Annotated in this window: 17 protein-coding genes; 8 read left to right on the top strand and 9 right to left on the bottom strand. The window is 71.4% G+C overall.

The features are described 5' to 3' along the window. Positions 1-17 precede the first annotated feature (17 nt). The 3 genes from KZ829_RS43315 (at position 18) to KZ829_RS26835 (ending at position 3,252) form a co-directional block, all read left to right on the top strand. Positions 18-1,085 (top strand): sensor histidine kinase, encoded by a 1,068-nt coding sequence (locus tag KZ829_RS43315; RefSeq protein ID WP_220146697.1) that lies wholly within the window; start codon positions 18-20, stop codon positions 1,083-1,085. Next, positions 1,082-1,744: a response regulator gene (locus tag KZ829_RS26840; protein ID WP_220146696.1), complete on the top strand. Its 663-nt coding sequence runs from the start codon at positions 1,082-1,084 to the stop codon at positions 1,742-1,744. The genes KZ829_RS43315 and KZ829_RS26840 overlap by 4 nt, the downstream gene beginning before the upstream one ends. A gap of 77 nt (positions 1,745-1,821) precedes the next feature. Beyond that, a complete protein-coding gene (locus tag KZ829_RS26835; protein ID WP_308285671.1) occupies positions 1,822-3,252 on the top strand; it encodes a multicopper oxidase family protein in 1,431 nt (476 codons plus the stop codon). Between the two features lie 146 nt (positions 3,253-3,398). Here KZ829_RS26835 and KZ829_RS26830 read toward each other — a convergent pair whose 3' ends face one another. The 3 genes from KZ829_RS26830 to KZ829_RS26820 are packed head-to-tail and all read right to left on the bottom strand — an operon-like array spanning position 3,399 to position 6,669. Beyond that, positions 3,399-4,760, bottom strand: a complete 1,362-nt coding sequence (locus KZ829_RS26830; protein ID WP_220146695.1) for a flavin monoamine oxidase family protein — start codon at positions 4,758-4,760, stop codon at positions 3,399-3,401. Next, positions 4,757-5,758: an agmatine deiminase family protein gene (locus KZ829_RS26825; RefSeq protein ID WP_220146694.1), complete on the bottom strand. Its 1,002-nt coding sequence runs from the start codon at positions 5,756-5,758 to the stop codon at positions 4,757-4,759. The genes KZ829_RS26830 and KZ829_RS26825 overlap by 4 nt, the downstream gene beginning before the upstream one ends. Then, on the bottom strand, positions 5,755-6,669 hold the full coding sequence (locus KZ829_RS26820; protein ID WP_220146693.1) for a nitrilase-related carbon-nitrogen hydrolase: 915 nt from the start codon (positions 6,667-6,669) through the stop codon (positions 5,755-5,757). The genes KZ829_RS26825 and KZ829_RS26820 overlap by 4 nt, the downstream gene beginning before the upstream one ends. Positions 6,670-6,748: 79 nt before the next feature. Here KZ829_RS26820 and KZ829_RS26815 point away from each other — a divergent pair, with 79 nt between their 5' ends. Beyond that, entirely contained in the window at positions 6,749-7,378 is a 630-nt protein-coding gene (locus KZ829_RS26815; RefSeq protein ID WP_220146692.1) for a TetR/AcrR family transcriptional regulator, read from the top strand. 160 nt (positions 7,379-7,538) lie between these two features. On the opposite strand, the gene KZ829_RS26810 is transcribed toward KZ829_RS26815, so the two are convergent. Beyond that, positions 7,539-8,804, bottom strand: coding sequence for an exo-beta-N-acetylmuramidase NamZ family protein (locus KZ829_RS26810; protein ID WP_308285670.1), 1,266 nt, complete (start codon positions 8,802-8,804; stop codon positions 7,539-7,541). A gap of 305 nt (positions 8,805-9,109) precedes the next feature. Between KZ829_RS26810 and KZ829_RS26805 the strand changes: the two genes are divergently transcribed. Continuing rightward, positions 9,110-9,781, top strand: a complete 672-nt coding sequence (locus KZ829_RS26805; RefSeq protein WP_220146691.1) for an enoyl-CoA hydratase-related protein — start codon at positions 9,110-9,112, stop codon at positions 9,779-9,781. Positions 9,782-9,865: 84 nt separating this feature from the next. On the opposite strand, the gene KZ829_RS26800 is transcribed toward KZ829_RS26805, so the two are convergent. Together KZ829_RS26800 and KZ829_RS26795 are read right to left on the bottom strand one after the other, a co-directional pair. Continuing rightward, entirely contained in the window at positions 9,866-11,521 is a 1,656-nt protein-coding gene (locus KZ829_RS26800) for a WD40 repeat domain-containing protein (RefSeq protein ID WP_220146690.1), read from the bottom strand. Next, a complete protein-coding gene (locus tag KZ829_RS26795; RefSeq protein ID WP_220146689.1) occupies positions 11,496-12,317 on the bottom strand; it encodes a dihydrodipicolinate synthase family protein in 822 nt (273 codons plus the stop codon). The genes KZ829_RS26800 and KZ829_RS26795 overlap by 26 nt, the downstream gene beginning before the upstream one ends. Positions 12,318-12,389: 72 nt before the next feature. Between KZ829_RS26795 and KZ829_RS26790 the strand changes: the two genes are divergently transcribed. Continuing rightward, positions 12,390-13,277, top strand: coding sequence for a LysR family transcriptional regulator (locus KZ829_RS26790; RefSeq protein WP_220146688.1), 888 nt, complete (start codon positions 12,390-12,392; stop codon positions 13,275-13,277). A 136-nt stretch (positions 13,278-13,413) separates the two neighbouring features. Beyond that, on the top strand, positions 13,414-14,586 hold the full coding sequence (locus KZ829_RS26785) for an acyl-CoA dehydrogenase family protein (protein ID WP_220146687.1): 1,173 nt from the start codon (positions 13,414-13,416) through the stop codon (positions 14,584-14,586). 177 nt (positions 14,587-14,763) lie between these two features. Here KZ829_RS26785 and KZ829_RS26780 read toward each other — a convergent pair whose 3' ends face one another. Then, positions 14,764-15,384: an FMN-dependent NADH-azoreductase gene (locus tag KZ829_RS26780; RefSeq protein WP_220146686.1), complete on the bottom strand. Its 621-nt coding sequence runs from the start codon at positions 15,382-15,384 to the stop codon at positions 14,764-14,766. Between the two features lie 96 nt (positions 15,385-15,480). Here KZ829_RS26780 and KZ829_RS26775 point away from each other — a divergent pair, with 96 nt between their 5' ends. Continuing rightward, on the top strand, positions 15,481-15,993 hold the full coding sequence (locus tag KZ829_RS26775; RefSeq protein WP_220146685.1) for a MarR family winged helix-turn-helix transcriptional regulator: 513 nt from the start codon (positions 15,481-15,483) through the stop codon (positions 15,991-15,993). Between the two features lie 99 nt (positions 15,994-16,092). Here the strand turns inward: KZ829_RS26775 and KZ829_RS26770 are convergent, their stop codons facing one another. Both KZ829_RS26770 and KZ829_RS26765 read right to left on the bottom strand, forming a co-directional pair. Beyond that, entirely contained in the window at positions 16,093-16,947 is an 855-nt protein-coding gene (locus KZ829_RS26770; RefSeq protein WP_220146684.1) for a transglutaminase-like domain-containing protein, read from the bottom strand. Between the two features lie 41 nt (positions 16,948-16,988). Continuing rightward, the gene (locus tag KZ829_RS26765; RefSeq protein WP_220146683.1) at positions 16,989-17,885 is read right to left on the bottom strand and encodes a sulfotransferase domain-containing protein; all 897 of its coding nucleotides are present in this window, start codon (positions 17,883-17,885) and stop codon (positions 16,989-16,991) included. Positions 17,886-18,024: the final 139 nt, after the last annotated feature.

Raw genomic sequence — 18,024 nt, 5'->3', positions numbered from 1 at the left:
GGCCACCCTGGGACGCCGTGATCGCCGTTTCCGTCGCCGCGCTCACCGTGGTCACCGCGCTGACCGGCACCGACGGTGACCGGCCGCTGCTGCCCGCCGGCGCGGCGCTGATCGTGGCCGCCTGTGCCGCGCTGCTGTGGCGGCGGCGTTTCCCGGTCACCGTCCTGGCCGTCACCGCGGTCGCGACGCTGCTCTACTACCCGCTCGGTTTCCCGGACGCGCCGCTGATCCTGGCGCCGGTCGTCGCCCTCTACACCACCGCCCGTGAACGCGGGCCGGTCCCGGCCGGCGCCGCCGCGATGCTGATGGCGGCCGTGTTCGCGGCGGCCGGCGGCGACCCGGTCCGGGCGCTCATCGGGATCGCGCCGATCCTGCTGCTGCCGGTCGTGCTCGGCGAGGTGGCCCGCGGCCGGGCCCGGCAGGTCGAGGAGGCCGAGGAACGGGCCGCGCTGGCCGAGGCGAGCGGGGAGAACGAGGCGCTGCGCCGTGCCGCCGAGGAACGGCTGCGGATCGCCCGGGAACTGCACGACATCCTCGCCCACCAACTGTCGATGATCACCGTGCAGGCCGGCGCCGCCCTGCACACCCGGGAACCGGACGGCGCGTTCGAGGCGCTGCGCACCATTCGCGCCGCCGGTAAGGAGGCGCTGCGGGAGGTGCGCACGGTGCTCGGCGTGCTCCGCGACGACGAGCCGTCGCTCGCCGGTCTGCCCGCCCTGATCGGCCGCACCGAGGCCGCCGGCCTGCCGGTGCACGTCACCGGAACACCGGCGGAGACGACGGTGCCGGCCGCGGTGCAGGCGGCCGCCTACCGGATAGTCCAGGAGGCGCTGACCAACACGATCCGGCACGCCGGAGCCGGCAGCGCCGAGGTCACCCTGCTCGTGGACGGCCCGGACCTGCTGGTCACGGTCACCGACGACGGGCCCTCGACCGCCGCCGTCGCCGAGGGCAACGGCCTGCGCGGCATGACCGAACGCGCCACCGCCCTCGGCGGCGACCTGCGGGCCGGGCCACGGCCCGGTGGCGGCTTCCAGGTCCGCGCCCGGATCCCCCTCACCCTTGCCGAGGACGGCACGCGATGATCTCCGTCGCCCTGGCCGACGATCAGGCACTGGTACGGGCGGGATTCCGCGCCATCCTCAACGGTGAACCGGACATGACCGTCGCCGGTGAGGCCGCCGACGGCACGCAGGCCGTGGATCTGGCCCGCTCCGCCCGGCCGGACGTGATGCTGATGGACATCCGCATGCCCGGCGCCGACGGGCTCGCCGCCACCCGCCAAATCTGTGCCGACCCGGATCTGGCCGGCGTCCGGGTCGTCATCCTCACCACCTACGAGTCCGACGAGTACGTGTACGGGGCCATCCGCGCCGGCGCCAGCGGTTTCCTGCTCAAGGACCTGGAACCGGACGAGCTGATCCACGCCGTACGGGTGGTGGCCCGCGGCGACGCCCTGCTCGCCCCGTCGGTGACCCGCCGGCTGATCGCCGAGACCGCCGGCCGGCTCACCCCGCCGCCCGCCCCGCTGCTGGATGCCCTGACCGGACGCGAGACCGAGATCCTCGACCTGGTCGCGGCCGGGCTGTCGAACGAGGAGATCGCCGCCCGGCTGGCGATCAGCTACGCCACCACCAAGACCCACGTCAGCCGGATCCTCACCAAACTCGGCCTGCGCGACCGCGCCCAACTGGTCGTTCTGGCCTACGAGTCCGGCCGGATCCGGCCCGGCTGGCTGCCCTGAATACATCCCGGGATGTACGCGCATTTCCGGGACACTACCGATTTCACCGGCGTGAATGAAACGCCACGATAGATTTCGTGAAACGCAGAAGTCTTCTTTCCCTGGCCGTTCTCGGACCGCTGCTCAGCGGCTGCTCCGGGGCGGATGTGCAGCCGCTGACCTTCGCCAACCGGCTGCACATCCCACCGCTGGCGCCGTCGGAAATCGATCCGGACGGGTTCCGTTCCTTCGCGTTGAATCTGCAACCCGGAAAGAACGGAACATGGGGAATCAACGGTGATCACCTCGGGCCGACGGTCCGCGTGAAACGGGGTGAACGCGTGCGGATGGCGGTCACCAACCGGCTGCCCGAGGCGACCACCCTGCACTGGCACGGCATGCGCCTGCCGGCCCGGATGGACGGCGGCCCGCACCAGAGCATCGAATCGGGCGCCACCTGGACCCCGCAGTGGACCGTCGACCAGCCGGCCGCCACCACCTGGTTCCACCCGCACCCGCACGGGAAGACGGCGACACACGTCTACCGCGGCCTGGCCGGGCTGTTCCTCGTCGACGAACCGGGCGGGCCGGCCCTGCCGTCGGACTACGGCGTCGACGACATCCCACTGATCGTCCAGGACAAGATCCTCGACAACGGGCGGCTGGTCACCGGCCCGGTCGACAACGGCACCTTCGGCCTGCTCGGCGACACCATCATGATCAACGGCACGATCGATCCGTACGTCGAGGTGACCACCACACAGGTACGGTTCCGGCTGCTCAACGCCTCCAACACCCGCGTCTACCGGATCGGGTTCGCCGACAACCGCACGTTCCACGTCGTCGGCGGCGACGCCGGACTGCTGCGCGAACCGGCCCCCGCCGACCGGGTGAAGATCAGCCCCGGGGAACGGATCGAGATCGTGGCCGCCTTCTCCCCCGGCGAAACCGTGGTGCTCAACAGCATCGGCGAGAACCGCAGGGACGCCAACGACCCGGAGGAGGACGACTTCGAGCTGCTCAAGGTGGTCGCCGCCGCCTCACTGAAGCCCTCGAAGCCGCTGCCGCGGGCGCTCGGCGGCCCGGCCCCCGTGATCCCGCCACCGGGCGCCCGGGTCCGCCGGTTCGCGCTGTCCGGCTCGGAGATCAACGGCCGGGACATGGACATGAACCGGATCGACGAGGTGGTCCCGGCCGGCGCCGTGGAGATCTGGGAGATCGACAACACGACCTACGCGCACAACTTCCACATCCACGAGGTGGCGTTCACCATCCTCGACATCAACGGCGAACCGCCACCGGCCTACCTGGCCGGCCCCAAGGACACCGTCTTCCTGAAGAAGCACGCCGACGTGCGCCTGGCCGTCCGGTTCGGCCGCCACACCGACCCGGTCACCCCGTACATGTACCACTGCCACCTGCTGCGCCACGAGGACAAGGGCATGATGGGCCAGTTCGTGATCGTCGACCCCGGCACCGAGCACCTCATCCCCCGTACCATCCCCACCGGCCACCATCACCACGGTTGACCTCACGCCGGCGCCCGGCCCGGGTGACCACCCCGGCTCAGCCGGGCGGGCGCGGCACCGGGCCGGAGCGGGCAGCTAGATCGCGCTGAACAGGCGGAACGGCCCCGAATTGGTGGGGCGGTCGTCACGCGTACAAGAAATGGTCTTCAAGAAAGCAGACGGGCCGCGACCGCCTCGCCCATGCGGATGGCCCCGTCGACGTGCTGGAAGCCGAGGCCGGCGATATCGCTGCTGGCGAAGGCCAGCGGCCCGACATCCGACCGCAGATGCCGGCCGTAACGGGTCAGCGACCCGATGTCGAAGCTGGTGCCGAACGCGCCGACCGTCCACTCGTCGGCCATCCACGGGCTCTCGTAGTAGTGCACCGGCGAAAGCGCCTCCGGCCCGTAGTAGGCGGCCAGCGACTCCAGCACCCGCTCCCGGCGCGACGCGGCGTCCAGGGCCAGCAGACCGTCCGCCTTCACGTCCGAGACGAAACCGACGAGCGTCCCCCGGGTCTCACCCTCGACGTCCTCGTTCGTGTTGTCGTACGCCTCGTGGACCAGCGCGTACGGGCTGAACGCCGTCCCCGACAGCCCGAGTTCCCGCCAGAACGGCGTCGCGTAGGTGATGTGCAGCTTGATCACCAGGCCGAACGAGATGTGCTGGCGCATCTGGGCCTGCACCGGCGGCAGCGCCGGAACGTACTGCACCCGGCTGACCAGGGTCGGTGGCACCGCCATCACCACGTTGCGGCCACGGTAGCCGCCCTGCCCGGTGAACACGGTCGCACCGTCGGCGTCCCACTCCACCTTCGTGACCGCCTCACCGAGACGCACCGTCCCGGCCGGCAGCCGGGAGGCGAGAGCCAGGGGCACCCGCTGCAATCCGCCGACCACCCGCCGGTCCAGGATGAAGTCGGCGTCGACCAGGTGGCTGAAACCGCCCGCAGACGCGGCCATCAGCACCGCCGACAGCGCCGAGAACGAGTGCGCCGGCTTGGTCAGCATGGCCGGCCCGATGTAGAGGCCGATGTTGTCGCGCGCCTCGGCGTCGTCGGTCTCCTCGGCCAGCCAGGCGGCGAACGAGACCCGGTCGAGGCGGTCGGCGTCCGGATGGTTCCACGGTTCGAGGGGATCCATCTCGGCGGCCAGCTTGTCGAGGATGACGGTGAGCCGGTCCATCTCGTTGGCGGTCCGCTCCGACACCGGGAACTTCTCGCCTGCGAAGGTGCACCGCACCCCGTCGAGCCCGATGTAGACCGACTCGCCCTCCCGGTACCGGGAGTAGGTCTCGAGGCCCAGTTCGGCCAGCAGCGCCAGCAGACTGGTCTGGTCCGGCGACACCCACTGGCCACCGACCTCGAGACGGACGCCGTCGAGCGTATCGGTCAGCAACCGGCCGCCGACGCGGTCGCGGGCCTCCAGAACGATCACACTGCGGCCGGCCGCGCGCAGCCGGTTGGCCACGGTCAGCCCGGTGACGCCGGCGCCGACCACCACCACGTCGTAGTCGGGGTCGCTGGTCACGAGAGTCCTCCAGGTATGGCCGGTTCCTGCTGGGTGATGCAGTGGATGCCACCGCCCCGCGCGAAGATCGCCCGGGCGTCGACCCCGAGCACCCGGCGGCCGGGGTAGGCGGCGGCCAGGATGTCCAGTGCGGCGGCGTCCCGGGGATCGTCGAACGTACAGGCGATGACACCGGCGTTGCACACTAGGTGATTCACATACGAGTGATCAACTGGCCCGCCGTCGTCCTCCAGACCTTCCGGCGCGGGCAGGTCGACGATCGTCCAGTCGCCCGGGAACGCGTTTCTCAACAGGGACCCGAGCGCGTGGTCGGGGTGCCGCGGATCCGGTTGGACGTGCAGCAACACCGTCCCCGGAGCGGTCATCGTGGCGACGATGTCGACGTGCCCGCGGGTGCCGAACTCGCCGTAGTCCCGGGTCAGGCCGCGCGGCAGCCACACCACGTTCTCGGCACCGAGGGTGCGGCGCAGCTCACCCTCCACCCGCTGCCGCGTCCACTCCGGGTTACGGCCCGGATCCAACTGCACCGTCTCGGTGACCAGGACCGTTCCCCGGCCGTCGACGTGGATCCCGCCACCCTCGTTGACCATGTCCGAGCCGATGACCGTGGCGCCCGCCCACTCGGCGACCTGCCGGGCGATCCGCGCGTCCCGCTCCCACGTCGCCCAGCTCTGCTGCCCCCAGCCGTTGAACACCCAGTCCACGGCGCCCAGCCCGTCCGGGCCGACCACGAACGTCGGGCCGAAGTCCCGCATCCACGCGTCGTCCAGCGGGGCTTCGAAATACTCGACGGCGCGACCCAGCCAGTTGCGTGCTTCCCGCCGGGCCGAAGGGTCGACGACCATGCGGACCGGCTCGAACTCGGCCACGGCCAGCGCCACCGACGCCCACGCCTGCCGCGCCTCGTCCGGGTCGTCGCCGAGGGTGTAACCCGACGACGGCCACGCCATCCACGTACAGGTGTGCGGCTCGGTCTCGGCCGGCATCCGCCAGGTCATGCCAGACCCCGGTACGTGTCCGGCCGCCGCGTGCGCAGGAACGGGAACAGCGTCAGCCAGTCCCGGCGCTGGTCCAGGTCCAGGTCGGCCACCAGCACCGCCTCCTCGCCACGCGGCGCCTGGGCGAGGATCCGCCCGTACGGGTCGGCGATGAACGACGAACCGTAGAAGCTGATCCGCCCCTCGTCACCGGTGCGGTTCGGCACCACCATGAACAGCCCGTTCGCGATGGCGTTCCCGACGATCACCTGCTGCCACAGCGGTTGGGTGTCGAAATCCGGGTGGTCGGGCTCGGAGCCGATCGCCGTCGGGTAGGCCAGCAGGTCGGCGCCGCCCAGCGCGTACAGCCGGGCCACCTCCGGGAACCACTCGTCCCAGCAGGTCGGCATCCCGATCCCGGCATCGAGGAACCGGTGCACCGGATAGGCGTCGTCGGCCGGGCCCGGCCGGAAATACCGGTCCTCCACATATCCCTCGGTCACCGGAATGTGCGTTTTTCGTGTCCTCGCCACGATCGCGCCGGACGGATCCACCAGGATCGCCGTGTTGTAGCCGAGCCCGTCACCGAGATCGGCGTCCTCGTAGAGCGACGCGTGCACGAAGATGCCGTGCCCGGTGGCCATGGCGGCCGCGAACGCCGCGGTCGGCCCGGTCTCCAGATCCTCGGCCAGGTCGGCCGGCCGGCCGGTGGGCTCCTCGAACGCCGGATACCGCGACAGCGTCAGCTCCGGCAGGAACACCACCCGGGCCCCGGATCCGGCCGCCGTCGCGATCCCGTCGGCGAGGACCCGCCGCAGCTCAGCGCCGTCCTCCCGCCACCGGTGCTGAACCAGGCCGACCCGCAACGGCGGCCGGGCCGGCTCGTCGACACGAGCGGGAGAGTCGAACACGACGGACCGGATCAGTTCCATGGATCATCCTCGACCATTAACGAACGGCATTCGTTTTACTATGGTGGCCTCCCGCACCACGACGCAAGGGGGGTTCCCGTTGCCACGCCCCGCCACGCCGAAACTGTCCGTCGACAAGATCACCAGGGCCGCCCTCGCCCTCGTCGACGCCCGCGGCGAATTCACCCTCGGCGAGGTGGCCGCGGCCCTCTCCGTCCGCCCGTCCTCGCTCTACAACCACATCGCCGGCAAGACCGAGATCATCGAGGCGATGCGCGCCCTCATCTTCGCCGAGACGCCACCCGCACCCACCCTGCCGACCTGGCACGAAACCCTGCGCGCCCTGCTGCGCCGCTACCGCGACGCCTTCGCCCGCCACCCCCGGCTCATCCCCATGCTCACGGCGCACACCGTCTCCTCCCCCGACGTCGTCCACATGTACGACGACATCGCCACCGTCCTGCACACCGCCGGAATCCCGCCAACCCAGCTCCTCGACGTGATCACCGTCCTGGACAGCTTCGTCATCGGCTCCGCCCTCGACATCGCCGCACCCGACCAGGTCTGGGACCCCACCCAGGCGCGCAACCCGATCCTGGTCACCGCCATCGAAGCCGCCGGCCAGGGCCGCCCACGAGCCGACCGCGCCTTCGAACTCGGCCTCGACCTCATCCTCAGCGCCGTCGCCACTCTCCCTTCAAAATCAACCCCCTTCCCCGGTACGGGCTGAGCACCCCCAACCGCAATCCACCCGTCCCGCCAGTCCACGCGAGCCGACTGCGACACCGGCCTGTGCCGCGCGTTCCGGGCGTAGATCGGTGGTCCGGCCGGCCCCCAGAGCTGACTCGAACCCGCCGAAACAGCCCTGGCAGCCAGCTGACCAAGATCGCTTACCGGGCGGGGCGCCGGTAGAGCAGGTAGGGCCGGCGGCGCTTCTCGAACGCGGCGGTCTCCGGCTGCCAGGCCCCGGCCACATCGGCGACCGTCGCACCGGCGTCGAGCATGGTCCGCAACCGGGACCCACCGGCCAGCAGATCCACGAAGAACGGACGGCGCGCGCCGGCACCGTCGTCACGCCACGCGAACCCCGGATACTTCCGGGCCTCGTACAGCATCGCCACCGCCGTACGAATCGGATCGAACACCGCTGGATCGCTGACCCGCACCTCGACGCCCGCGCACAACTGCTTCTCGAACTTCCCGACCCGCGGCTCGAAATACGCCTCCCGGAACTCGGCGCCCGGCAGATCGTGCCCCGCCAGCCGGTCCCGCCACCGGAAGTCCAGCCCCGGGGCACCGGCCAACTCGAACGGCCGGGTCGTCCCCCGCCCCTCGGACAGCGACGTCACCCCCTCGAACAGGCACGTCCCGGGGTAGACCAGAGCCGTCTCCGGCGTCGGCATGTTCGGGCTCGGCATCACCCACGGCACATCGGTGTCCCGGGCGAAGAGGCCACCGTGCCAGCCCTCGCACGCCACCACCTCCAGACGGACCCGCGGCAGCCACTCCCCCTGGAAGAACCGGGCCAGCTCACCCACCGTCATCCCGTGCCGCAGCACGATCTCCTTCCGCCCCACACCGGACGCGAACGCCGGATCCAGCACCGGGCCGGAAGCCCACCCACCGATCGGATTCGGCCGGTCGAGCACCACATACCGCAGCCCACCCGCGGCGGCGCCGGCCATCGACTCGTACAGCGTCCAGATGTAGGTGTAGAACCGCGCGCCGACATCCTGCATGTCGAACACCACGGTCCGGACCCCCGCCTCGGCGAACAGCCGCGCCCAGTCCTCCGGGGTCGCCAGGTAGCCGTCGAACACCGGCAGACCCGTGCGCGCATCGGTCGACCGAGCCGCCCCGCCACCCGCCGGCGCCGCCCCACGAAACCCGTGCTCCGGTCCGAAGATCCCCCCGATCCGCACCCCTGCCGCATGCATCCGGTCGACGAGATGCCGATACTCACGGTCCACCGCCGTCAGGTTCGACACCACCCCGACGGTCTCGCCACGGAGCCTCGCCCACTCCTCACCGGCCAGAAGATCCATTCCGGTACGCACGCGCACCGCCCGCTTTCCGCCGGGCGCCGCCCCGGCCGGCGCCCCGGCCGACCCCAGCACCGCCGCCCCGGCCGCCGCCAGCATGCCCCGTCGCCTCACCCAAAACCTCCGAAAAAGGATGGAAAGTCCTTATCGAGGCTAAAGGCCCTTCCCGCCGCTCACCGGCATATGCCGAGGCGCCCCGTGGATGCGCCGCCCCGCCAGCGGTCTGTGTTCTATGCCTTGAGGTCTAAGTTACTTGCGAGTAGCTTCGTGGAACGGCTTGGTTTCGAGGTCAGAGGTTGGCGACATGATTGAGCGCGCACGTGCTGAAACGACTGCCGCCGAATGTCAGCCACCTCGGGCGCGGCCACCTGCGTAACCGGCCCGGAAACCCCACTTCACTCATCTGCCAAGGAGCCGCCATGCCTACCCTCGACCGACAGGACGACGTGTTCATCCTCGATCTCGGTGACGGTGAGAACCGCTTCCACCCGGACTGGATCGCGTCGGTGAACGCGGCACTGGACGAGGTGGAGAAGGCCGGCGACTCGTGTGCGCTGGTGACCGCCGCGACCGGAAAATTCTTCTCCAACGGCCTGGACCTGGACTGGCTCGGCGCCAACGCCGATCAATACCAGCCGTACGTGATCAGCGTCCACGAACTGTTCGCCCGGCTGCTGGCGTTGCCGGTGATCACCGTGGCCGCCTTGCAGGGGCACACGTTCGCCGCCGGCGCGATGTTCTCGCTGGCGCAGGACTTCCGGGTGATGCGCGCCGACCGCGGCTACTGGTGCCTGCCGGAGGCCGATATCAACATCCCCTTCACCCGCGGCATGTCCGCACTGATCCAGGCCCGCCTCACCCCGCAGGCGGCGCACGAGGCGATGACCACCGCACGCCGCTACGGGGCCCCGGACGCGGTCACCGCCGGCATCGTCGACCATGCGGTGGACGAGGAATCGGTGCGCCGCACTGCCGTGGAGATCGCCGCCTCCCAGATCGGCAAGGCCGGCCCCACACTCGGCACGATCAAGGCACGGATGTACGCGCCCGTCCTGGCCACGCTACGCGATCACGAGGACCCCCTCGGCTGACCCGTGTCGTCCCGGCCGGCTGGTTCAGAGCCCGGCTTCGGGGCGGTCACCCGGCGCTGTCCGCTTCCTGAGGGTGGTGGCCGCTCAGACCACCACGCAGTAGACGTCCCGGCGGACGGCCACGATCAGCTCGCCGGTCGGCGCCCAGGTCAGGGCGGTGGCGGCGAAGGGGAACGTGAGCCGGTCCCGCTCGCGCGCGGTGGGGACGTCCACGATCGCCACGCTGCCGTCGGTGCGGGCGACCGCGATGACCGTGCCGAACGCGGCCAGCGCGGTGACCGGCTCGTCCTCCTTCGGTTGCAGTGGCGTGGTCGTGCCGGTCCGCATGTCGTGGGCCAGCACCTCCCCCAGGCGCACGGTCACCACCGCGTCGCCGGCCCAGGCCCGGGGCGATTCGCCGATCGCCACGTCCGCGGGTGCCGGGATCGGGGTGAGGGTGTCCAGGTCGTAGACGGTGAACGGCCCGAACATCCAGTTCACGGCGATCGCGCGGTGGCCGGCGAGCAGGCCGGCGGCGGCCCCGCGGGGCGGGTAGGGGTGTTCGATCGTACGGTCGCCACCGAGCCGCACACCGCCCAGCGAGCCGTGGAAGGTCGCCACCAGCTCGCCGTCCAGCCAGACGTGAAGGGGCTGGTCCGCTGGGAGGTCGCCACCGCCGGTCCCGGGTACGCCGTCCGCGACCCGCCACCGCACCGGGCCGCCGTCGCCGACCACCCAGCCGTCCGTGGTCACCTCGATCCGGCGGATGTCACCGGGACCGCGTATCTCCTCGGGCGCCCGGTTCTCGCCGAGCCGCCACACCGAGACGGTGTCGTCGTCCGCGGACGCGGCGATCAGGGTTCCGGGTCCGGCGGGGATCACCTGGGCGTTCAGCAGTGGTCCGCGCAGCGGCGCCCCGAACTCCCGGTCCGCGGCCACGTCCCACAGGTGGACCGCGCTGCCGCCGTCCAGGGTGAGCAGCAGGCGCCCGGCGGGTGTGGTCACCGCCCCGAGCCGGCCGAACTCGTGGACCGGCGGTGTCGCGGGATGGTGGTGGGCGCCGGTCGCCGTGTCCCAGAGCACGATGCCGCCGAACCGGTCCTGAACGGCCACCGACGGCGAGCCGGGCCAGGTGGCGAGCGCGTGCGCGCCGACGTCGAGGCGGCCGAGCGGGGCGCCGTCGGTGAGGTCCCACAGGGTGACGGCGTCGCGCCCGGTCACCACGGCGGCGCGCCGCCCGTTCACGTCCAGGATCGCCAGCGTGTTCGACCATTCGCCGGTCTCGAAGGCCATGTTCCGGCCGGCGATCCGGAGGATGCCGTCCCATCCGGCGGTCACCACGTCCGTTCCGGCCAGGGCGAGCGCCTGTACGTCGGTGGCGTCCGCGTGGCCGGGCAGCACGCCGATCCGGTCGCCGGTGGCAAGGTCCAGCATCACGGGCGGTTCCTGCCAGAGACCGACGACCGCGACCGTACGCCCGTCGAGGACGGCCGTGACCAGCATCGGATTGCCCGTACCGCCGGGGTTGACGCCGGAGACGGTCCGCAGCGGCCGTCCGGAGGTCTTGTCCCAGATCCGCAGGCCGGCCGGCGGGCAGCGCCGGTCGTGCAGGTCGCCGAGATGGCAGTCGAAGTCCTCGTGGTGCTCGGTCAGCGTGACGATCAGATCACCGGCGTCGGCAACCGCGGACGGCTGGTCCGCGGGGAACGTCCGCACCAGCGCCGGATCCGGGCCGCTATCGGTTGACCAGGCGATACGCATCAGCCGATGTTAGGGGTCCGGCGGCCAGCAGCGGCAGCCGAACCGCCGCGGTGGGAATCCGGCCCTGGGCGTGCAGGACCGCTTTGATCACGGTCGGGTTGGGTTCGGCGAACAGTGCGGCGGACACCTCGGCGAGGCGGGCGCCGAGGATGCGTGCGGCTTTGACGTCGCCGGCGCGCCATGTCTCGAACAGCTCCACGAACGACGATGTGGCCACGTGCGCGGAGGCCAGGACGCCGCCGGCCGCGCCCAGCGCCAGCATCGGCGAGATCAGCGCGTCGTCGCCGCCGAGCAGCGCGAACCCGGGCGGCGGGTCCGCGAGCAGGGCGACGGTGGTGGCATCGACGGCTCCGGTCGCGTACTTCATGCCAAGCACGCCGGGGATCGCGGCCAGCCGGCGGATGGTCGCGGTGGACAGGTCCTGACCGGTTCGGTAGGGCACGTGGTAGATCACTCTGGGCCCGGTGCCGGCCGCGAAGTGGGCGACCACGCCCTCCTCGCCCGGCCGGACGAACGGTGGCACCAGGCTCAGCGCGATCGCGCCCCCGGGCGGGGTGATTCCGGCTCCCACCAGCAGCGTCGTTCCGCGTTCACGGCTCACCCGGGCGGCGACGTCGACGACCGCCTGCCGCTCGGCGGGGTCCAGCGAGCCCGGTTCGCCGGTCGTGCCGAGGGCGACCAGCCCGGCCGCGCCGTCGTCGAGAACCTGGTGGGCGAGGCGTTCCAGCGCGCTGAGCGCGACGGCGCCGGCATCGTCGAAGGGCGTGATGAGGGGTACGAGGATTCCGTTCAGCATGCGGTTCAGCATTCCGCCGCTCGCAGCATAAGGTCCAGTTCACGTTCCTACCGGAAACCGTAAGCTGAACTGATGCTCGATGCACGTCGTCTGCGTCTGCTCAGTGATCTGCGCCGGCTCGGCACCATCGCCGCGGTGGCCGAGGCCCGGGCGTACACGCCTTCGGCGGTCTCCCAGCAGCTGTCGGCGCTGGAACGCGAGGCCGGTGTGCCGCTGCTGGAACGCACCGGCCGGCGGGTGGCGCTCACCGCGGCCGGGCAGGTCCTGGTCCGGCATGCCGAGACGGTCCTCGCAGCACTGGAGGAGGCGGACGCCGCGATCGCCGCGGTCCGGACCGGGCCGGCCGGGCCGATCCGGATCGGTGCGTTCCCGAGTGCCGCGCGCACGCTGCTGCCGCGGGCTCTGGTGGCTCTCGGCCGCGACCATCCGGCGCTGGAGCTGATGGTCACCGAGCTGGACCCGGTGGCGGTTCCGGGGGCGCTGCGCGAACGCGCCCTCGACGTCGGGCTGCTGCACGACTACGACGTCGCGCCGGCCGAGGCCGATCCGGCGCTGGACTCGGTGCCGCTGTTGCAGGAGACGGTCTTCCTGGCCGAACCCGCGGGGACGGCGGCCGGTGCGCTGGCGGAGACGGCGGCCAGGCCCTGGATTCTCGCCACCCCCGGGACGCTGTGTCACGAGGTCACCCAGCGGGTCTGCCGGGCCGCCGGATTCACCCCGCGGGCGCGTCATCACGCCGACGATTTCGCCACCGTCCTGGCGCTGGTCGCCGCCGGTCAGGGTGTCTCGCTCGTGCCCGAACTGGCGGCCGTCACGCCACCGGCCGGGGTTCGGCTGACCGCGCTGGGCACCCGGCGGCGTACCCGGGTCGCATTCCGGCGCGGCGCCGCCACCCATCCGGCGGTCGCGGCCGTGGTCGCCGCTCTCGACACCGCCACCCGTGGTCCGTCCGGCGGGTGAGGGCGGGTCCGCATCGCGGCGGACGACAGCTTCCCGACATGTCCCTACCGTTCAATCCCGACCGGCCGGGACAGTTGTCCCTGGCGATCCGGGACGCTCGTCCACTGTGATGAGGGCTGGTCAGCGGAGATACCTCATGGGGGGGAACGATATGCAGGAACTGGTCGACCGCGCGCGTGCTCTGACGCCGTCGCTGCAGGCCCGGGCCGATCAGCTGGACACGGTGCGGCGGCTGCCGTCGGACCTGGTCGCGGAGCTGAGGTCGGCGGGCTTCTTCCGGATGTTCGTGCCGCGGTCGCACGGCGGGCACGAGATCGACCTGCGCACCGGGATGGCGGTCCTGGAGGCGCTGGCCACCGCGGATCCGGCGGTCGGCTGGACGGTGATGATCGGCTCGGAGACCCCGCAGCTGATGGCGTTCCTGGGCCGGGAGACGTTCGACAAGATGTACGCGGCCGGGCCCGACGTGATCGTGGCGGGCGGCTTCAACGCGCAGGGCACGGCGATTCCGGCCGGTGACGGGTTCCAGGTGGACGGTCGCTGGGCGTTCGGCAGCGGCAGCACCCACGCCGACTGGATCTTCGGCAACTGTGTGGTGCTCGGCGCCGACGGTGGACCACAGCCGGGGCCCGTGCCGGGGACGCCGCTGATGCGATCGGTGCTGGTGCCCGCGTCGCAGGCGCGGGTGGTCGACACGTGGCAGGTGCTGGGCCTGCGCGGCACCGGCTCGCACGACGTCGAGATCCGCGGGGTCCGGGTGCCGGGCGAGCACACCTTCGACCTGTTCGCCGGGACGCCGTCGGTCCCCGGCCCGGGGTTCACGTCGCCGCTCACCCATTTCATCCTGCACCTGGGCGCGGTCGCGGTGGGCATCGCGCAGGGCGCGCTGGATGCGACGGTCGAGATCGCCACATCCGGAAAACAGCGGTTGTACGCGCGGGCGCGGCTCGCCGACAGTCAACTGTTCCAGGCGAACCTGGGGCGGGCCGACCTCAGTCTGCGGGCCGCTCGGGCGCTGCTGGAGTCGACCGCCGACGAGGTGTGGGCGCTGTGCTCGGGCGATCCGGCGGGGCTGGCGGCGATCGGCCCGCGGGTTTCGGCCACGCTGACGTGGGTCACCGACGCCGCGCTGTCGGTGGTGGACACGTGCTACCGCTCCGGTGGCGGCCAGGTGGCCCGGGACGCGTCGCCGGTCCAGCGCCGGTTCCGCGACATGCACACGTTCAGCCAGCACGCCGCCGCGGCCGAGGGCTGGCTGAGTGGCCACGGTGCGGCGCTCGTCGGCGCTCCGGGCGGCCTGTCCTACTGATCCGGCCATCCGGCGGCGGTCACGGGGTCACCGCCGCCGGGTGGGGCCATCAGGGTGGGTAGGCAGCTCAGCCCGGCGGGCGCGGCAAAGGCGGGAGTGGGCAGACGGTCGCGCCGTCCGGCGGAACGGTCCAAGTTCCGCGGGACGGCGCAGCCCGTACAAGAAGGAAAGACGACGTCAGCGGGAGGCGAGCACCCGGCCGGCGGCCGACGCGGCCTCGGCGGCGGTCTTGTGCATGAGCTCGGCCGTCTCGGCGAAGGCGTCGAGGGCCGGGTTGACGCCGACCAGGGTGAACTCACGCTCGATGAGGATGAGCTCGGCGCCCCAGATGTCGCCGACGACGCGCCGCAGGTAGTCGGTGTTGTGGTCCCAGCCGTCGCGGGGTGTGCCGGGGCCGTAGGCGCCGCCGCGGGTGGTGAGGACGACGGCCGGCTTGCCGTCGAGGAACTTCTCGCCCTGCTCGCCGCCGGCCATCGCCAGGTCGAACCACGCCTTGACGTGCTGCGAGACGCCGTAGTTGTAGAACGGCAGGGCGAGGATCGCCGCGTCGGCGGAGCGCAGCTCGCCGGCCAGCTCGCCGGCGAGCGCGAGGGCGCCGCGTTGGGCGTCGGTCCGGTGCTCGGCCGGGGTGTAGGTGCCCTGGATGGCGTTCGCCCAGGCGTCCGCGGGGATCGGGTCGGTGGCGAGGTGGCGGCGCACGATCGGGGCGCCGGCCAGTTCCTTCTCCACCAGATCGGCGAGCGCGCTGCTGGCGGAGTTCGGGCCCTGGATGCTGGCGTCGATACGCAGGATTGCCATCGATTTCTCCCCAAATCGGAGTTGAATGTTCAACACGAAGGTTGCCACATCAACTATTGAAAGTTCAAGGGCAGGGATCGCGTATTCTGCTCAGTCGTGAGCGACCCCACATCCGCCCCCTGGCTCTCCGACGACGAGCAGCGCGCGTGGATGGCACTCACCACGGTGCTCACCACGCTTCCCGCCGCGATCGACGCGCAGCTCAAGCGGGACTCCGGGCTCAACTTCTTCGAGTACACGATCCTGTTCTCGCTGGCCCAGGCCCCCGGCCGGGCGCTGCGTATGAACAGCCTCGCCCACCTCGCCTGCGCCTCACCGTCCCGGCTCTCGCACGCCGTCTCCCGCCTGGAGAAACACGACTGGGTGACGCGGCGCACCACCGACTGCCCGGAGGGCCGCTGGGTCGAGGCGGTGCTCACCGACGCGGGCGCCGCCGCCGTCACGGCGGCCGCTCCGGCGCATGTCCGGGAGGCCCGCCGGCTGGTCTTCGACGTGCTCGCCCCGGAGCAGGTGGAGCAGCTCACCCGGATCGGCTACCAGCTGCTGCGGGCCGCCGCGCCGCACCTCACGGCCTGCCTGGAGGTTCCCGCGGCCGGGCCGCCGTCCTAGGCCGGGTTTCTGCCGATCAGCGGGGTCGGCCTCCCGATCCTGCCGACGACCAGGGCGAGATGTTCGATCTCACGCCCGAGGCCGACGGGAAAGGGCGGCTCAGAGCAGCAGGGTCGGCGGCACCTCCAGGTCCTCGGACTTGTAGAGGGCCGCGACGGCCGCCGGGTCGTCCGCGGCGCAGGTGGCGGCGATGGTGTCGATCAGGGCGTCGTAGCCGGGGCCGGTGCGGTTCTGGTACGACGCCTCCATGCGGCCCCACTCGTCCCAGGGGAGGATCTCCACCCGGTTGAGTGCGGCCAGATCCCGGATCGCGTTGCCCCGGATCTCGGCGGGACCGAAATTCTCCGTGCCGGGCACGCCGAAGACCGCCCCGTCGGCCCGCCCGGCCCGGAACAGCAACCACGCCTCACCTCCGGTCAGGAACTCACCGGGCCGCAGCGCCGCGGGATCCGGCCGGCCGCCCGGCCCGAACGGCGACGGCGGCAGCGTGGTCGCCGAGATGGTCTCCGGATCGGCGCGGACCCACGGCGCCCCGGCCGCCGGGCGGAACTCCACCACCCAGTGGTCCAGCGCCAGACCGGGCCGGAAGTAGGCCCCGAACCCGCAGCGGACCCTCGCCGCGATCCCCCGGTGGCGCAACAGCGCGCAGGTCAGCACGGCGAAATGGCGGCAGGTGCCGATGACCCGGCGCTCGGGTGGGCGGGCCACGATCAGCGGCGACGGATCGAGCGCCAGCAACGCGCGGATCAGGCGGGCCGCGGGCCGGAACTGGTTCTCCCCGAAGCGGCCGGGTGGCGGGCTGAGCTGCCCGGCGTCGCCGGGCTGGATGACCAGGTGCTGCGCGAGCCGCAGGATGGCCGCCGGATCCTCCGGCAGGTCCGCGAGGGCGCCGCGGTCGATCGTCGCGAGGTCGGTGAGCGGGCCCGGTGAGGTGTAATCGATGGTCCCCGTCATGTCCGGCATCGTAAGCGCGGGGTGTGACAATGTCCCCAGTTCTACGTGGTGGCCGGGCGGCGCAGTTCGGTCCCGGACGGGGCCGCCGGCTCGTCGTAGCCGAGCAGCGGGAGCAGGTTGCCGGTGGCCCGGTTGAAGGCTTCGGTGATGTCGTCGTCGAAGTGGTTGCGCCAGTCGCCGGCCGCGCCCTTGCGGTAGTGCGAGACCGTGCCGGCGCCCTTCTTGTCGTTCATCCGGCCGAAGCTGTACCGGTCGAGCAGCGTCGCCATCTCGGTGGGCGGGACGATGATCCCGCAGTGCCGGAAGAGGCGGTCGACCTGGGAGGCCTGGTCCGGGCCGACCAGGTCCTCGTAGCGGAAGAGCGCGACCTCGGCGGAGGACGGCGCCTTCACCCAGGAGCGGACGGCGTTGAACGTGCCCTTGCGGGCGAGGTGGTCGACCAGGTAGAGCAGGCCGTCCTTCTTCGATTTCTCCCGCAGGTTCCGGCGGACCTCGAGCACGTCGCCCATCGGACCGTGCGAGTCCTTGGTGGAAAAGTAGCTCGACACGACCAGGTCCCGCGGGTCGCGGTAGACGAAGAACGCGCGGTGAGCGTCGGGCTTCGGTGTGGTGTCGAAACGTTTACGGGAGAAGAACAGCGACAGCGCGATCCGGTTCGGCGGGCAGACCCGCGGGTGGCTCCAGTTGTAGAAACGCGGATCGTACGTCAGCAGACCTGAGTAGCGGTACGCGATCGGGTCGCTGAGCAGCGATTTGATCCACTGGCTGGCGGTCTTGCGTACCGCGCAGTGATAGATGTTCACGTACTCACTGCGCTCGACGACCGGCACGGCGAGGCGAAGCCGTGCGTTGTGGGCTTCGAGCTGCGCCCTTCGTGCGAGTACACGCACGGATTCGGGTGCGTGCTGCTTGGCGAACATGACCGTGCGATTGAGCATCGTCTGAGTCCGAATCTTTATCCCGGCCGGAGCGGTGCGGTTGTGCACTTTACAAGAGTCTCGACTTTGTTACGAGGGTGTCTCGCCTAAGGTTCACCTGAGAGTTCTATGTGAATTCCATCGAGTGTCCGGTGTGGTG

Origin of the sequence: Actinoplanes hulinensis, assembly GCF_019429605.1 — a bacterium.
Classification (GTDB): domain Bacteria; phylum Actinomycetota; class Actinomycetes; order Mycobacteriales; family Micromonosporaceae; genus Actinoplanes; species Actinoplanes campanulatus.
This window is presented reverse-complemented; position numbering and strand designations above follow the sequence as displayed.

Excerpts from the sequence above, each read along its gene's own strand:
- KZ829_RS26840 (WP_220146696.1), top strand. The coding sequence starts at position 1,082 with ATGATCTCCGTCGCCCTGGCCGACGATCAGGCACTGGTACGGGCGGGA.
- KZ829_RS26765 (WP_220146683.1), bottom strand. The coding sequence starts at position 17,885 with ATGCTCAATCGCACGGTCATGTTCGCCAAGCAGCACGCACCCGAATCC.
- KZ829_RS26805 (WP_220146691.1), top strand. The coding sequence starts at position 9,110 with ATGCCTACCCTCGACCGACAGGACGACGTGTTCATCCTCGATCTCGGT.
- KZ829_RS26800 (WP_220146690.1), bottom strand. The coding sequence starts at position 11,521 with ATGCGTATCGCCTGGTCAACCGATAGCGGCCCGGATCCGGCGCTGGTG.
- KZ829_RS26780 (WP_220146686.1), bottom strand. The coding sequence starts at position 15,384 with ATGGCAATCCTGCGTATCGACGCCAGCATCCAGGGCCCGAACTCCGCC.
- KZ829_RS26770 (WP_220146684.1), bottom strand. The coding sequence starts at position 16,947 with ATGACGGGGACCATCGATTACACCTCACCGGGCCCGCTCACCGACCTC.
- KZ829_RS26785 (WP_220146687.1), top strand. The coding sequence starts at position 13,414 with ATGGGGGGGAACGATATGCAGGAACTGGTCGACCGCGCGCGTGCTCTG.
- KZ829_RS26825 (WP_220146694.1), bottom strand. The coding sequence starts at position 5,758 with ATGACCTGGCGGATGCCGGCCGAGACCGAGCCGCACACCTGTACGTGG.
- KZ829_RS26795 (WP_220146689.1), bottom strand. The coding sequence starts at position 12,317 with ATGCTGAACGGAATCCTCGTACCCCTCATCACGCCCTTCGACGATGCC.
- KZ829_RS26790 (WP_220146688.1), top strand. The coding sequence starts at position 12,390 with ATGCTCGATGCACGTCGTCTGCGTCTGCTCAGTGATCTGCGCCGGCTC.
- KZ829_RS26820 (WP_220146693.1), bottom strand. The coding sequence starts at position 6,669 with ATGGAACTGATCCGGTCCGTCGTGTTCGACTCTCCCGCTCGTGTCGAC.